Origin of the sequence: Pseudomonas triticicola, assembly GCF_019145375.1 — a bacterium.
Taxonomy (GTDB): Bacteria; Pseudomonadota; Gammaproteobacteria; order Pseudomonadales; family Pseudomonadaceae; genus Aquipseudomonas; species Aquipseudomonas triticicola.
This window is the reverse complement of the sequence record NZ_JAHSTX010000001.1, coordinates 4,421,733-4,436,184: the sequence shown is the minus strand read 5'-3', so window position 1 is coordinate 4,436,184 and position 14,452 is coordinate 4,421,733. Positions and strand designations below refer to the sequence as shown.

Here is a 14,452-nt window from a genome sequence, read left to right as displayed (position 1 = left end):
AAGACAAGAAGTTCCGGGAAAATTCCAACCATGCGTTCGCTTTTGCTCCTTGCCGCTCCCTTCGCTTTAGCCGCCTCTTTTGTACAAGCACAATCCTTACCAGAAGCCATGCAACAGGCGCTGGATGTCCATCCGGAGATTCAAGCGGGGGTCAACAGTCGATTGGCGGCGGATTATCAGTTAAAGGCTGCGAAAGGGGGATACCTGCCCAAGGTCGATCTGCTCGGCGGTTACGGCCGTGAGGGCACCGACAGTGTGACCACTCGAGCGAACGGTGGAAGCAATCACTGGGAGACGTTGAACCGCAGCGAGTCAAGTTTACGTCTCTCGCAAATGGTTTTTGACGGTTTCGCGACGTCCAACGAAGTTGCGCGTCAACAAGCCAACGTCAGTTCCCGTGCTTACTCGTTGCTGGGCACTTCCGAGCGCACTGCGCTGACCGTCGCCCAGGTGTATCTGGACGTGCTGACCCGTCGCGAATTCGTCCGTCTGGCCGAGGAAAACCTCAAGAGCCACCAGCGCATCTACGATCAGATCCAATTGCGCACCCAGCGCGGCGTCGGCAGCGGTGCCGACCTTGATCAGGCCGAAGCCCGTATGGCCCAGGCGCGCAATAATCTGATCACCGAGCAGACCAACCTCGCCGACGCGGAAACCAACTTCCTCAGCGCCGTCGGCCAGATGCCCGACCAGCTCGAGCGCCCGGCGCCGTTCATGGCGATGATGCCGGCCAACCTCAATGAGGCCCGCGCGCAGATGCTGGAAAACAGCCCTATCCTGCGCTCCGCCGAATCCGACATCGCCGCTGCCGAAAAGCAGTTCGCCACCGCCAAATCGACCTTCTACCCGCGCTTCGACGCCGAACTGGGCCGCACCGCCGACAACGATCTCGACGGCCAGAACGGTCACAACAATGAGTGGCAGGCCATGCTGCGCATGCGCTTCAACCTGTATTCCGGTGGCAGCAACAAGGCCGATCTGGAATCCAAGTCGTACCTGGCCAACCAGGCGCTGGACATCCGCAACAACGCCCTGCGTCAGTTGAACGAAGAGCTCGGCCTGGCCTGGAACGCGCTGAACAATGCTAACGCCCAAGTGCCGATTGCCCAGCAATACGTCGATCACAGCACTTCAGTGCGCACCGCCTATCAGCGTCAATTCAGCCTCGGCGAACGCACCCTGCTGGACTTGCTCGACAGCGAAAACGAGCTGTTCACCGCCTCGCGGCGTCTGGCGGAAATCAAGAACATTCAGTTATTTACTCAGTACCGAATCAAGGCGACCATGGGCCAATTGCTCAAAAGCCAGGGAGTGGTCGCGCCGTTGGCATCCGTTGTGCAGAACGACGTGAAGCCCAAGGTCCAGCTGCCTGGGATGAACTGAGTTATCCCTTTCAACTGTTAAAGAGTGTCGAGCGTGGAATCAGAAGTCAGTCGAGTTCAACTCAGCCATGATCCACGCGCGTTGCATGACGATCCGTTGCTGGATGGTCTGCTCGCCCTGTGCATGCTGCACCAGAAGCCTGCCAGCGCGGCGATGCTGACCACCGGCCTGCCGTTGCCCAAACAACGTTTGAGTATCGAGTTGCTGCCGCGCGCAGCAGCTCGTGCCGGCCTGCAGGGGCGGGTGTTGCAGCGCAAGCTCGAAGAAATTCCGGCGATCGCCATGCCCGCGCTGTTGCTGCTCAAGGATGGCCGCAGTGCCGTCCTGCTCGGCTGGCAGGGCGACAACGAAGCACGCGTACTGCTCAGCGAAAGCGACGGCGGCGAGTCGGTGGTCAGCCGCGAACTGCTGAGCGACGATTACACCGGCAAAGTGTTCTTCGCCCAGCCGCAGCACAAATTCGACGTCAACCACGGCACGCTGATCCCGCGCGCACGCTCGTGGTTCCGTGACACCCTCAAGCGTTCGCGCTGGCTGTACGCCGATGCGATCGCCGCCAGTTTTCTGATCAACATCATCGCCATGGCCGCGCCGCTGTTCGTGATGAACGTCTACGACCGCGTGGTACCGAACCAGGCCGAAGCAACCCTGTGGGTGCTGGCGCTGGGCATCACCGGCGCTTACATCTTCGACTTGATCCTCAAGAGCCTGCGCAGCCTGTGTCTGGATCTGGCCGGGAAGAAAACCGACCTGATCATCTCCGCCACACTGTTCGAGCGCATTGTCGGCATGGCGATGAAATACCGCCCGGCGCGGGTCGGCAGTTTTGCCCAGAACATCCATGAGTTTCAAAGCCTGCGCGACTTTCTCGCCTCGCTGACCCTGACCAGCCTGATCGACCTGCCGTTTACCATTCTGATTTTCATCGTCATCGCCATTCTCGGCGGGCATCTGGTGTGGATTCCGGTGCTGGCGTTCCCGATTGCCCTGCTGATCGGCTACGCCTTGCAGAAGCCACTGATCGCGACCATGGAGCGCACCATGGCGCTGGGCGCCGAGCGCCAGTCGAGCCTGATCGAAACCCTCGCCGGGCTGGACGCGGTCAAGGTCAACAACGCCGAAAGCGAGCGCCAGTATCAGTGGGAGCAGACCATCGGCACCCTCAGCCGTCTTGAGCTGCGAGTGAAAATGCTTTCTGGCTTGGCGATGAACATCACCTTGCTGATCCAGCAACTGGCCGGGGTGATCATGATCGTCTTCGGCGTGTACCAGATCATCGCCGGCAACCTGAGCATGGGCGGGCTGATCGCCTGCTACATGCTCAGTGGCCGCGCCCTCAGCCCGCTGGCGTCGCTGTCCGGCCTGCTCACGCGCTATCAACAGGCGCGGGTGACCATGACCTCGGTCGACCAGATGATGGAGCTGCCCCAGGAACGCAACTTCGAGGAGCGCCCGCTGAGCCGCAAGGTGCTGCAGGGTGCGATCGAATGCCGTCAGCTCAGCTTCACCTACCCGGACCAGCAGAACCCGGCGCTGAAGAACATCAACCTGGTGATCCGTCCCGGCGAGAAGATCGGCATCATCGGCCGCAGCGGTTCGGGCAAGAGTTCGCTGGCGAAACTGCTGGTGGGCCTGTACCAACCGGACGACGGTGCCTTGCTGGTCGACGGCGTGGACATCCGCCAGATCGATGTCAGCGAACTGCGCTACAACATCGGCTACGTGCCGCAGGACATTCAGCTGCTGTCCGGCACCCTGCGTGACAACCTGGTGTCCGGCGCGCGTTACGTCGAAGACGAGCTGGTGCTGCAAGCCGCCGAACTGGCCGGCGTCCACGAATTCGCCCGTCTGCACCCGCAAGGCTACGAGCTGCAAGTCGGCGAGCGTGGGCAGAACCTTTCCGGCGGCCAGCGGCAGAACGTCGCCCTGGCCCGGTCGCTGTTGCTCAATCCGCCGATTCTGCTGATGGATGAGCCAACCAGTGCGATGGACAACACCGGCGAAGAACGCCTCAAGCAACGCCTCGCAGCAGTGATTGAAAACAAGACCGTGGTGCTGGTGACGCACCGGGCATCGCTGTTGTCGCTGGTCGATCGCCTGCTGGTGATCGATCGCGGGCAGATTCTCGCCGACGGCCCGAAAGCCGCCGTGATGGAAGCGTTGAAGAAGGGGCAGATCAGTGTTGCTTAAATCCGGTGTCAAGGAGTCGATCCGTCGCTACTTCAAGGGCTCTGCCTCGCTGCAGGGCCAGCCGCTGCCAGAGGTCAACAAGGCGCTGATCGAAGACGCCCCGCGCGTCGTGCGCCTGACCATCTGGGCGATCATCGGCTTCTTCGTGTTCCTCATGCTCTGGGCCAACTTTGCCGTAATCGACGAAGTGACCAAGGGCGACGGCAAGGCGATTCCGTCTTCCAAGATCCAGAAAATCCAGAACCTGGAGGGCGGTATCGTCTCCGAGCTGTTCGTCAAGGAAGGCCAGATCGTCGAGGCCGGCGCGCCGCTGATTCGTCTCGACGACACACGTTTTGCCTCCAACGTCGGCGAAACCGAGGCTGATCGCCTGTCGATGCTGCTGCGGGTCGAGCGTCTGAGCGCGGAAGTCGATGATCGTCCGCTGAATTTCCCCGAGGACGTGCTCAAAGCCGTGCCGGGCCAGGCGAAAAGCGAAGAGTCGCTGTACATCAGCCGCCGTCAGCAGTTGCACGATGAAATCGGCGGCTTGCAGGAGCAGTTGATCCAGCGCCAGCAAGAGCTGCGTGAGTTCAGCTCCAAGCAGGCGCAGTACCGTCAGCAACTCGGCTTGCAGCGTCAGGAAATCAACATGTCCGAGCCGCTGGTGGCGCAGGGCGCGGTCTCGCCGGTGGAAGTGTTGCGTCTCAAGCGTGCTGAAGTGGAAACCCGTGGTCAGCTCGACGCGACCACGCTGGCCATCCCGCGCGCGGAATCGGCGATAAAGGAAGTGCAGCGCAAGATCGACGAAACCCGCGGCAAATTCCGCAGCGAAGCGCTGACCCAACTCAACGAAGCGCGCACCGATCTGAACAAGGCCCAGGCCACCGGCAAGGCGCTGGAAGACCGCGTCAGCCGTACGCTGGTTACCTCACCCGTGCGGGGTATCGTCAACAAGTTGCTGGTCAACACTATCGGCGGTGTGATCCAGCCGGGCAGCGATATGGTCGAAATCGTGCCGCTGGACGACACCCTGCTGGTCGAAGCCAAGATCCGCCCGCAGGACATTGCGTTCCTGCATCCGGGACAGGAAGCGATCGTCAAATTCACCGCCTATGACTACACCATTTACGGCGGTCTGAAGGCGCAGCTGGAGCAGATCGGTGCGGATACCATCACCGACGAAGACAAGAAAACCACTTACTACGTGATCAAAGTGCGCACCGAGCGCAGCCATCTGGGCACGGATGAAAAGCCACTGCTGATCATCCCGGGGATGGTCGCTTCGGTGGATATCATCACTGGCAAGAAGTCGGTGTTGAGCTATTTGCTCAAGCCGATTATCCGGGCGCGGGCTGAGGCGTTGCACGAGCGCTAGGTCTTCAGCGCTGTTGACGGCCCATTCGCGAGCAGGCTCGCTCCCACAGGAGATTGCATTCCAACTGTGGGAGCGAGCCTGCTCGCGAAGGCGCCCGCTGAGGCGCTACGAAGCTGTCGGTAAGTGACACAAATCGTCACTCCACCCCCTCACCATTCGCCATATCGTTATTCATTAACGGTATTTAATTTAAAATTCTTATAGCGATAAAGTCACCCACCTGCGTACCTGCCGACCAATCGGCGCGCCGCACGACCTGAACCGACACGCAATCCAGCGTGAGTGTCTGATCGACGAGCGCGTCCGTGAACGCGCCGTGCGTGGGAGATGATTGATGTCCGCCGCTACTGCCACCGAAAGCGCCGCAACTGCCGCGCCACCAGTTTTTGAAATTCGCCCCTTCAGCGGTGCCGTCGGCGCCGAGATCGTTGGCCTCGACCTGCGCCGGCCGGTCAATGATCAGGACTTCGCGCGGATTCATCGCGCGCACTTGGATCACCACGTCGTGGTCTTCCGCGATCAGCAGATCACCCCGCAACAGCAAATCGATTTCAGCCGCCGCTTCGGCGTGTTGCAGATCCACGTGCTCAAGCAATTCCTGCTGGCCAATCACCCGGAAATCCTCATCGTTTCCAACATTATCGAGAACGGCCAGAACATCGGTCTCGGAGACGCCGGCAAGTTCTGGCATTCCGATCTCTCCTATAAAGAGCTGCCGAGTCTCGGCTCGATGCTGCACGCCCAAGAGCTGCCGGCCGAGGGCGGCGACACGCTGTTTGCCGACATGCACAAAGCCTGGGACGACTTGCCCGCTGCGTTGCGCACCGCGGTCGAAGGACGTTGCGCTGCGCATTCCTATACCGCGCGCTACAGCGAAACCAAGTTCGAGGGTAACTGGCGCCCGACCCTGACTCCTGAACAGTTGGCTCAGGTCGCCGAAGTGGTGCACCCGGTAGTGCGCACTCATCCGGAAAACGGCCGCAAGGCCTTGTTCGTCAGCGAAGGCTTCACCACGCGAATTGTCGGTCTGCCGGAAGACGAAAGTCGTCAGTTGCTCGGCGAACTCTTCGCCCACAGCGTGCTGCCGCAAAACATCTACCGCCATCAGTGGGAACCGCATGATCTGGTGTTCTGGGACAACCGCTCGCTGATCCACCTCGCCGCCGGCTGCCCCGCGCATCTGCGCCGCAAGCTGTATCGCACGACCATCCAGGGCGACGCGCCTTTCTGATTTGCCGGAGATTGACCATGAACGCCCCATTGCCAGGCCACGCGGCCAGCAACCCGATCGCCCACAGCGAAGCGTTGTTGGCCGTCGATCAGGTCAGCCTCGAATACCGCACGCCGCAGCGCGTGGTGCGCGCCACCCATCAAGTCAGTTTCGCCGTCGACCCGGCTGACCGGTTCGTCCTGCTTGGCCCGTCCGGTTGCGGGAAATCGACCTTGCTCAAGGCTGTCGCCGGATTCATCCAGCCTTGCGAAGGCGAGATCCGCCTGCAAGGCCAGCGCGTCGATGCGCCGGGGCCGGACCGCATTGTGGTGTTTCAGGAATTCGACCAGTTGCCGCCGTGGAAAACCGTGAAGCAGAACGTGATGTTCCCGCTGCTCGCCTCGCGCACCTTGAACAAGAAAGACGCCGAAGAACGCGCACTGCACTATCTGGAAAAGGTCGGCCTCGCTGCGTTCGCCGACGCCTATCCGCACACCTTGTCCGGCGGCATGAAAGCGCGGGTGGCGATCGCCCGGGCCTTGGCCATGCAACCGAAAATCCTCTTGATGGACGAACCCTTCGCTGCACTCGATGCGTTGACTCGCCGCAAGATGCAGGAGGAATTGCTGCTGCTCTGGGAAGAGGTGCGCTTCACCCTGCTGTTCGTCACCCATTCGATCGAAGAAGCCTTGGTGGTCGGCAATCGCATCCTCTTGCTGTCGCCGCATCCGGGGCGGGTGCGCGCCGAAGTGCACAGCCATCAATACGATCTGCACAGCCTCGGTGGTGTGGCGTTTCAGGAGTCGGCGCGGCGCATTCATCGTCTGCTGTTCGATGAGGGCCAGGCGCCGGAGACCGAACGTGATCACCACTTCAACGACATTCGCATCGCCTATTGAGCGGCCAGGAGGACTACCCGATGAGCCATTCATCATCCGTGCGTGAAGAATTTGAAACCGTGCTCGAGCCGCTGACCGCAGTGCCGGTCGAGCGCGAATTGCCGCTTGGCACGCGCCTGTGGCAACAGGGCTGGCTGCGTAAAAGCCTGATCCTGATCGTGCTGGCGATCATTTGGGAAGTGGTCGCGCGGATTCAAAACAACGACTTGATGCTGCCGAGTTTTCTGCAAACCGCACATGCCTTGTTCGACGGGCTGCTCAGTGGCGAGTTGCTGGCCAAGGTGTGGATCTCGCTGGTGGTGCTGATCAAGGGCTACCTGATCGGCATCGTCCTCGCGTTCGCTCTGACGACATTGGCGGTCTCGACCCAGTTGGGACGTGATCTGCTCAGCACCATGACTTCAATGTTCAACCCGTTGCCGGCGATTGCCCTGCTGCCGCTGGCGCTGCTCTGGTTTGGCTTGGGCCAGAACAGCCTGATTTTCGTGCTGGTGCACTCGGTGTTGTGGGCGTTGGCGCTGAACACCTATGCCGGATTCCTCGGTGTGTCCGAGACGCTGCGCATGGCCGGGCGTAACTATGGCCTCAAGGGTTTGCGCCTGGTCTTGTTCATCCTGATCCCGGCGGCACTGCCGTCGATTCTCGCCGGTTTGAAGATTGGCTGGGCGTTTGCCTGGCGCACCTTGATCGCCGCCGAATTGGTGTTTGGCGCGACCAGCGGCAAGGGCGGGCTGGGCTGGTACATCTTCCAGAATCGCAATGAGCTGTACACCGACAAGGTGTTCGCCGGGCTGGCGGTGGTGATCCTGATTGGTTTGCTGGTGGAGAATCTGGTTTTTGCCACCCTTGAGCGGGTGACCGTCAAGCGCTGGGGTATGCAGCGCTGAGATCTTCGTTGGCTGGGCCGGCCTCGTCACCCTTGAGGGATGTTTGTTAGCATTGCGCCCGGATCAATCCAGATCAGCCAAGAGTGCTCAGCATGCAACTCCCGGATATGAACCTTCTGGTCGCCCTCGATGCCTTGCTCGACGAGGGCAGTGTGGTCGGTGCGGCGCGGCGGATGAACCTCAGCCCGGCGGCCATGAGTCGCACGCTGACGCGGATTCGCGAAGCCATCGGCGATCCGATTCTGGTGCGCGCCGGGCGGGGGCTGGTGCCGACACCCAAAGCGCTTGAGCTGCGCGAGCAGGTGCGCGATGTGGTCGAGCAGGCGGCGCTGCTGTTTCGCTCCGCCGACAGCGTCGAGCTGGGTACCTTGCGTCGACGCTTCAGCATTCGCGCCAATGATTTCTTCGTCGGCGTTTACGGCGGCAAGCTGTTCGACACCCTCGACCAACTCGCCCCGCATTGCGAATTGCGCTTCGTCCCGGAAGGCGATGGCGACGATGAGGCGCTGCGCGAAGGACGCATCGATCTGAGCGTCAGCAACACCCGTCCGCTCACGCCAGAAGTGAAGGTGCAGAACCTGTTTTCCACCCATTTCGTCGGCCTGGTGCGCGAAAATCATCCGTTGCTCGATGGCGAAATCACTGCCGAGCGCTACGCCGGTTTTTCCCACATCAGCATGTCGCGGCGTGGTATCGCTCGCGGCCCGATCGACACGGCGTTGAATGCGTTGGGGCTGGAGCGCCGGGTGGCGGTGATCGCGCCGAGTTTTCATGCGGCGATGTTTGCCTTGCCCGACTCGGACCTGATCCTGCCGGTGCCCAAAGAAGCGTTACTCAGCGTGCGGCGGCTGGGGCTGAAACTGCGTTCATTCGACCTGCCGATTCCGCTGCCCATGCTCATGCTGACCCAGGCCTGGCACCCGCGCTTCGACAAGGACCCGGCCCACCGCTGGCTGCGCGAAACCCTCAAGACCTGCTGCGATGAAACGTGGCTGGCGGCACAGCCGTAAATCATCAGGCACCATCGAATTCCTGTGGGAGCGAGCCTGCTCGCGAAGGCGTCGAGTCAGTCACCTCAATGGCGACTGGTCCACCGCTTTCGCGAGCAGGCTCGCTCCCACATAGGCATTCACCGTTGTGTTTGATGCACTTATAACCTGCCAATAAGTCAATTTTCGTCAGCATCAAGCCCCACTAAAATGCTCCGGTATTTCACCCCCGGAGTTTTCATTCATGACATCCCTGACGGTCCCGGCGCCTCTCGCCGCGACCAGCCCGGCGACGGCGGCTGCGCCTGCGGTGTTCGGGGCGCGGATCATCATTGGTCTGGTCGGCGTGCTGTTGGCCGTGCTGGTCTCGGGCCTCAACGAGATGGTCACCAAAGTCGCACTCGCCGATATTCGCGGCGCGCTGCACATCGGCTACGACGAAGGCACTTGGCTGGTCGCCAGCTACACGGCCACGTCGGTCGCGGCCATGGCCTTCGCGCCGTGGTGCTCGGTGACCTTCTCGCTGCGCCGCTTCACCCTCTGCGCCATCGGTCTGTTTACCCTGCTCGGCGTGCTGTGCCCGTTCGCCCCGAACTACGAAAGTCTGCTGCTGATGCGCATCCTCCAAGGTCTCGCCGGCGGTGCATTGCCGCCGATGCTGATGACCGTCGCGCTGCGCTTTCTCCCGGCGAACATCAAACTGTACGGACTGGCCGGCTACGCACTGACCGCGACTTTCGGCCCGGGGCTCGGCACGCCGCTGGCCGGTCTGTGGACTGAATACGTCGGCTGGCAATGGACCTTCTGGCAGATCATCGTGCCGTGCCTGATCGCCATGGCCGCAGTGGCTTACGGATTGCCCCAGGATCCGCTGCGCTTGGAGCGCCTCAAGTCGTTCAACTGGAAAGGCCTGCTGCTGGGCTTTCCGGCGATCTGCATGCTGGTGATCGGTCTGTTGCAGGGCAATCGACTGGACTGGTTCGAGTCGAACCTGATCTGTGGATTACTCGGTGCCGGTTCGCTGCTGCTGGTGGCATTTCTGATCAACGAATGGTCGCAGCCGATTCCGTTTTTCAAGCTGCAGATGCTCGGCATCCGCAACCTGTTGTTTGCGTTGATCACCCTCGCCGGGGTGCTGATCGTGCTGCTGGCGGTGGTGTTGATTCCGTCGAGTTATCTGGCGCAGGTCCAGGGTTATCGGCCGGCGCAAACCGCGCCGATCATGCTCATCGCGGCGCTGCCGCAATTGATCGCGCTGCCGCTGGTGGCCGCGTTGTGCAACTTGCGCTGGGTCGATTGCCGCTGGGTGCTCGGCATTGGGCTGGGCATGCTCGCGCTGTCCTGCCTGGGCGGTTCGCACCTGACTTCGGCGTGGATTCGCGATGATTTCTACGTCCTGCAATGGCTACAGATTTTCGGCCAGCCGATGGCGGTGTTGCCGCTGTTGATGTTGTCGACCGGCAGTATCACGCCGATGGAAGGACCGTTCGCGTCGGCGTGGTTCAACACCGTCAAAGGCCTTGCCGCCGTGGTCGCCACCGGCGTCATCGAAGCGCTGACCACCGCGCGCCTGCATTTTCATTCGACCATGTTGGTCGACAGCCTCGGCAATTCGCCGCTGGCCGATCACAGCGATCCGGGCCTCGCTCACCGCGTGCATGAGCAGGCGGTGGTGCTGACTTCGTCCGATTTGTACCTGTGCATGGCCGGCGTCGCCGTGGCGTTGATTCTGCTGATTTTCTGGCTGCCGACGCGGATTTATCCGCCGCGCGCGCCGACCTGATCGCTGTACTGAAACTGAAGGTTTTTTATGACTCAATCCAAGCAAAAACTCGCGGTGGCCGTGGCTGCCGCGCTGGCGGTGGGCGTGCTGGTGTACCTGGCGATGCCCGGGCTGTTCGGTCAACGCACCGAGCAAACCACCAACGACGCCTTCGTCTCCGCCGACTACACGCTGGTGGTGCCGCGCGTGGCCGGGTTCATCAAGCAGGTGCTGGTCGAAGACAACCAGCAGGTCAAGGCCGGGCAGTTGCTGGCGCTGATCGATGACCGTGATCTGCGCGCAGCGGCGGAAGCGGCGGATGCGCAAACCCTGGTCGCGCGGGCGCAGTTGCAGAACGCCAACGCGACCCTGGAGCGGCAGGCGTCGCTGATTGCTCAGGCGCAGGCCACCGTGGTCTCGGCCAAAGCGCAAATGGCTTTTGCGCAGCAGGAACTGAACCGCTACAACCATCTCGCCGGTGTCGGCGCTGGCACCGTGCAGAACGCGCAGCAGGCGCGCACGCGCATTGATCAGGCCTCGGCGCGCCTCGACACCGCGACCGCGAAGCTGGCGGCCGAACGCAAGCAGGTCGAGATTCTCACCGCCCAGCGCAACGCCGCCGACGGCAATCTGAAACATGCGCAGGCTGCGCTGGAGATTGCCAGTTTCAACCTCTCTTACACGCGCATCACTGCGCCGCAGGACGGCATGATCGGCGAGCGTGCGGTGCGCGTCGGCGCCTACGTCACGCCGGGCAGCAAGCTGTTGGCGGTGGTGCCGTTGCAGCAGGCCTATGTGGTGGCCAATTTTCAGGAAACCCAGTTGACCGACGTGCAGCCCGGGCAGGATGTGCAAGTGCGGGTCGACAGCCTCGGCGGCGAAGCCCTGACTGGCCGCGTCGAGAGCATTGCGCCGGCAACGGGCGTGACCTTTGCGGCGGTGAAACCGGATAACGCGACGGGTAATTTCACCAAAGTGGTACAGCGGATTCCGGTGAAGATCGTGCTGGAGCCGGGCCAGCCACTGGCCGAGCGGTTGCGGGTGGGGATGTCGGTCGAGGCGAGTATTGATACCGCCAGCTCAAAGGCGTCCGGGCGCGAGGTGACGCAGCGATGATCGGTGTTGAATCGGCTGTCGCGTTCGCGAGCAGGCTCGCTCCCACTGGGGCAACGCACTCCAGAATGTGGGAGCGAGCCTGCTCGCGAAAACGCCAGTGGCAGCAGCTAACCTTCAGTGCCTTGCTCACAACGAGTCTCGCCGCCTGCACCGTCGGCCCAGACTTCCAGAAACCCGAAGCCCCTCAGCCTGCCGACTGGGCCAAACCGAGTCAATCCGCGCCAAGCCAGGCCGTCAGCGCACCCTTGAACGAACGCTGGTGGGAAACCTTCCACGACCCGCAGCTGTCCGCGCTTACCCAGCGCGCGCTGAACAGCAACCTCGACCTGCAGCTGGCCAGCAGCCGCCTGCAACAAAGCCGCGCCGCGCGCCAGGTGATCACCGCCGAGCGCTATCCGCACAGCACCGCCAGCGGCAGCTACGGGCGCAAACGCAACAGTGGCAAAGGCTTGAACGATCCATCGGGAAATAACGGCGACGAGGCCTTCAACCTGTGGGATGCCGGTTTCTCGGCGTCATGGGAACTGGACTTCTGGGGCCGCGTGCGCCGGGAAACCGAAGCCGCTGATGCCAATCTCGAAGTGGCGGAAAATGATCGTCGCGGTGTGCTGCTGACTGTGCTCGCCGACACCGCGCAAAACTACATTCAGCTCCGCGGCGTGCAGAACACTCGCGCCGTCACCGAGCAGAACCTCGACGTCGCCCGGCACAGCCTGAAACTCTCGCAGCTGCGGCTGGCCGATGGTGTGGCGACCGACCTGGACGTCGCCGAAGCCGCCGCGCAAGTCGCCGCCATCGAGGCACGGCTGCCGGCGCTCGAGCAGCGTCAGGCGCAACTGATCAACGCGATCAGTCTGCTGATGGGCGAACCGCCGCAGGCCCTCGCTCAAGCGTTATCCACAGACGCGGCAGTGCCGCAGTCGCCACTGCAAGTCGCCATCGGCCTGCCGTCGGAACTGGCCGAGCGCCGCCCGGATATCCGCCAGGCCGAAGCGCGGCTGCACGCCGCCACCGCCAATATCGGCGTGGCCCAAGGCGATTTCTATCCGCGCATCACCCTATCGGGCAACCTCGGTTCGCAAGCGATGCAACTGAGCGATTTCGGTTCATGGGGCTCGCGCGCCTTTGCCATCGGCCCGCAATTCAGCTTGCCGCTGTTCGACGGCGGACGTCTGCGCGGCATGCTGCAGCTGCGCGAAGCCCAACAACAGGAAGCGGCAATCGCCTACCAGCAGACCGTGCTGCGTGCCTGGCATGAAATCGACGACCAACTGACCGCCTACAACGCCAGCCAGCGCCGGCGCGACAGCCTCGCCGAAGCCGTGCGCCAGAACCAGATCGCCCTGCGCACCGCGCAACAGCAATACGTCGAAGGCGTGGTCGATTTCGTCAACGTCCTCACCGTGCAGAGCGCCTTGCTCGCCACGCAGGAACAATGGGTGGAAAGCTCGACCGGCGTCTCCCTGGCGATGGTCGGTTTGTACAAGGCGTTGGGCGGCGGATGGCAATCGGTCTATCCGGCAGCGCAACTGGCCGCAGGCTCGCCGGACGTCGCCAGACCCTGAACCCACGGCGACAGCTATGCTCAACTCCACTGCAGCAAACGGCGTGACGCCGGACCTGAATTGCAGAGGAGTTGCATCATGGAAAATCCGCAGCACAGCCTCCCGGCCCTGTTCAAACAACTCGGCCTCGCCGACGATCCGACCGGCATCGACCAATTCATCGCTACCCATTCGCCGCTCAAGCCGGATCTGCATCTGGCTGACGCGTTTTTCTGGACGGCAGGTCAGGCGCAGTTTCTGCGCGAGGAGATTCTCGACGATGCGGATTGGGCGGAGGTGGTGGATCAGTTGAATGTGATGTTGCGTAAGGGGCGGGTGGGGTGATCATCGCGAAGTTGTATCCTCGTTGAACGCCACAGTTGTCCGCATGGCATAAATAGACCAAAATCACGTCCTAATTTGAGGTTCTTATTATGCAAAGCGTTCTCGCCGATATGGCTGTCAGTGTCTCTGAATTAAAGAAAAATCCTACTGCCGTGTTGAACGGTGCACATGGGGGGGCCGTCGCTGTCCTCAACCACAATCGCGTCATGGGCTATATGGTGCCGGCCGAAGTTTATGAAGCAATGATGGAGCGGCTTGATGATCTTGAGCTGGCTGACATTGTTCGTTCGCGCCTCCACGAAACGCCCATTTCGGTAAGCCTGGATGACTTATAAGCTTGAGTTTCTGCCGTCTGCGCACAAAGAGTGGAACAAGCTGGGTCATACATTGCGTGAGCAATTCAAAAAGAAGCTGGGTGAGAGGCTGAAGCTTCCCAGAATCCCGGCTGACGCACTCCACGGCATGCCCGACTGCTACAAAATCAAACTCAAAGCCTCGGGGTATCGATTGGTTTACCAAGTCATCGACGAACGAGTCGTGGTTTCCGTGCTAGCGGTTGGCAAGCGCGAACGCAGCAGTGTTTACGATACTGCCAAGAACCGTTGAACGAGCCCCCGCTTTATTCAAATGGCCGATGTTTGTCGATGAGATTCTTGAGTGACCGGACTGGGCCGCCAACGTGTGGGATCAGTTGATGTATCGTCTGGCATGAGGCGCAGCATGTAAAAAAAATTGCGCGAAAAGGCTCAGATGTAAAAAAAACCTTCTTA

The 14,452-nt window shown here is 61.5% G+C and carries 13 protein-coding genes; all 13 read left to right on the top strand.

Annotated features, from left to right (window positions below):
• The first annotated feature begins 30 nt into the window (after nucleotides 1-30).
• The 13 genes from KVG85_RS19560 (at nucleotide 31) to KVG85_RS19500 (ending at nucleotide 14,288) form a co-directional block, all read left to right on the top strand.
• Nucleotides 31-1,383 (top strand): TolC family outer membrane protein, encoded by a 1,353-nt coding sequence (locus tag KVG85_RS19560; RefSeq protein WP_217864710.1) that lies wholly within the window; start codon nucleotides 31-33, stop codon nucleotides 1,381-1,383.
• A 33-nt stretch (nucleotides 1,384-1,416) separates the two neighbouring features.
• Complete coding sequence (locus tag KVG85_RS19555; protein WP_217864709.1) at nucleotides 1,417-3,573, top strand: type I secretion system permease/ATPase; 2,157 nt, start codon at nucleotides 1,417-1,419, stop codon at nucleotides 3,571-3,573.
• Entirely contained in the window at nucleotides 3,563-4,930 is a 1,368-nt protein-coding gene (locus tag KVG85_RS19550; RefSeq protein ID WP_024011116.1) for an HlyD family type I secretion periplasmic adaptor subunit, read from the top strand. The genes KVG85_RS19555 and KVG85_RS19550 overlap by 11 nt, the downstream gene beginning before the upstream one ends.
• Before the next feature lie 334 nt (nucleotides 4,931-5,264).
• Entirely contained in the window at nucleotides 5,265-6,161 is an 897-nt protein-coding gene (locus KVG85_RS19545) for a TauD/TfdA dioxygenase family protein (RefSeq protein WP_217864708.1), read from the top strand.
• Between the two features lie 17 nt (nucleotides 6,162-6,178).
• On the top strand, nucleotides 6,179-7,039 hold the full coding sequence (locus KVG85_RS19540) for an ABC transporter ATP-binding protein (RefSeq protein ID WP_217864707.1): 861 nt from the start codon (nucleotides 6,179-6,181) through the stop codon (nucleotides 7,037-7,039).
• 20 nt (nucleotides 7,040-7,059) lie between these two features.
• Nucleotides 7,060-7,926, top strand: a complete 867-nt coding sequence (locus KVG85_RS19535) for an ABC transporter permease (protein ID WP_122698867.1) — start codon at nucleotides 7,060-7,062, stop codon at nucleotides 7,924-7,926.
• A 92-nt stretch (nucleotides 7,927-8,018) separates the two neighbouring features.
• Nucleotides 8,019-8,936 (top strand): LysR family transcriptional regulator, encoded by a 918-nt coding sequence (locus KVG85_RS19530; RefSeq protein ID WP_016772273.1) that lies wholly within the window; start codon nucleotides 8,019-8,021, stop codon nucleotides 8,934-8,936.
• Nucleotides 8,937-9,159: 223 nt separating this feature from the next.
• Nucleotides 9,160-10,698 carry an MFS transporter gene (locus KVG85_RS19525; RefSeq protein ID WP_217864706.1) on the top strand — a complete coding sequence of 513 codons (1,539 nt, stop codon included), beginning with the start codon at nucleotides 9,160-9,162 and terminating at the stop codon, nucleotides 10,696-10,698.
• 27 nt (nucleotides 10,699-10,725) lie between these two features.
• A complete protein-coding gene (locus KVG85_RS19520) occupies nucleotides 10,726-11,793 on the top strand; it encodes an HlyD family secretion protein (RefSeq protein WP_186568443.1) in 1,068 nt (355 codons plus the stop codon).
• Nucleotides 11,790-13,358, top strand: a complete 1,569-nt coding sequence (locus KVG85_RS19515) for an efflux transporter outer membrane subunit (protein ID WP_217864705.1) — start codon at nucleotides 11,790-11,792, stop codon at nucleotides 13,356-13,358. The genes KVG85_RS19520 and KVG85_RS19515 overlap by 4 nt, the downstream gene beginning before the upstream one ends.
• Before the next feature lie 78 nt (nucleotides 13,359-13,436).
• Nucleotides 13,437-13,682 carry a DUF2789 domain-containing protein gene (locus KVG85_RS19510; RefSeq protein WP_130912318.1) on the top strand — a complete coding sequence of 82 codons (246 nt, stop codon included), beginning with the start codon at nucleotides 13,437-13,439 and terminating at the stop codon, nucleotides 13,680-13,682.
• 89 nt (nucleotides 13,683-13,771) lie between these two features.
• On the top strand, nucleotides 13,772-14,017 hold the full coding sequence (locus tag KVG85_RS19505) for a type II toxin-antitoxin system Phd/YefM family antitoxin (RefSeq protein ID WP_041477418.1): 246 nt from the start codon (nucleotides 13,772-13,774) through the stop codon (nucleotides 14,015-14,017).
• Nucleotides 14,007-14,288, top strand: coding sequence for a type II toxin-antitoxin system RelE family toxin (locus KVG85_RS19500; protein ID WP_130912319.1), 282 nt, complete (start codon nucleotides 14,007-14,009; stop codon nucleotides 14,286-14,288). The genes KVG85_RS19505 and KVG85_RS19500 overlap by 11 nt, the downstream gene beginning before the upstream one ends.
• Nucleotides 14,289-14,452 lie beyond the last annotated feature (164 nt).

Coding starts and splice junctions, on each gene's coding strand:
- KVG85_RS19500 (WP_130912319.1), top strand. CDS start 14,007: ATGACTTATAAGCTTGAGTTTCTGCCGTCTGCGCACAAAGAGTGGAAC.
- KVG85_RS19540 (WP_217864707.1), top strand. CDS start 6,179: ATGAACGCCCCATTGCCAGGCCACGCGGCCAGCAACCCGATCGCCCAC.
- KVG85_RS19530 (WP_016772273.1), top strand. CDS start 8,019: ATGCAACTCCCGGATATGAACCTTCTGGTCGCCCTCGATGCCTTGCTC.
- KVG85_RS19535 (WP_122698867.1), top strand. CDS start 7,060: ATGAGCCATTCATCATCCGTGCGTGAAGAATTTGAAACCGTGCTCGAG.
- KVG85_RS19525 (WP_217864706.1), top strand. CDS start 9,160: ATGACATCCCTGACGGTCCCGGCGCCTCTCGCCGCGACCAGCCCGGCG.
- KVG85_RS19515 (WP_217864705.1), top strand. CDS start 11,790: ATGATCGGTGTTGAATCGGCTGTCGCGTTCGCGAGCAGGCTCGCTCCC.
- KVG85_RS19520 (WP_186568443.1), top strand. CDS start 10,726: ATGACTCAATCCAAGCAAAAACTCGCGGTGGCCGTGGCTGCCGCGCTG.
- KVG85_RS19505 (WP_041477418.1), top strand. CDS start 13,772: ATGCAAAGCGTTCTCGCCGATATGGCTGTCAGTGTCTCTGAATTAAAG.
- KVG85_RS19510 (WP_130912318.1), top strand. CDS start 13,437: ATGGAAAATCCGCAGCACAGCCTCCCGGCCCTGTTCAAACAACTCGGC.
- KVG85_RS19545 (WP_217864708.1), top strand. CDS start 5,265: ATGTCCGCCGCTACTGCCACCGAAAGCGCCGCAACTGCCGCGCCACCA.
- KVG85_RS19560 (WP_217864710.1), top strand. CDS start 31: ATGCGTTCGCTTTTGCTCCTTGCCGCTCCCTTCGCTTTAGCCGCCTCT.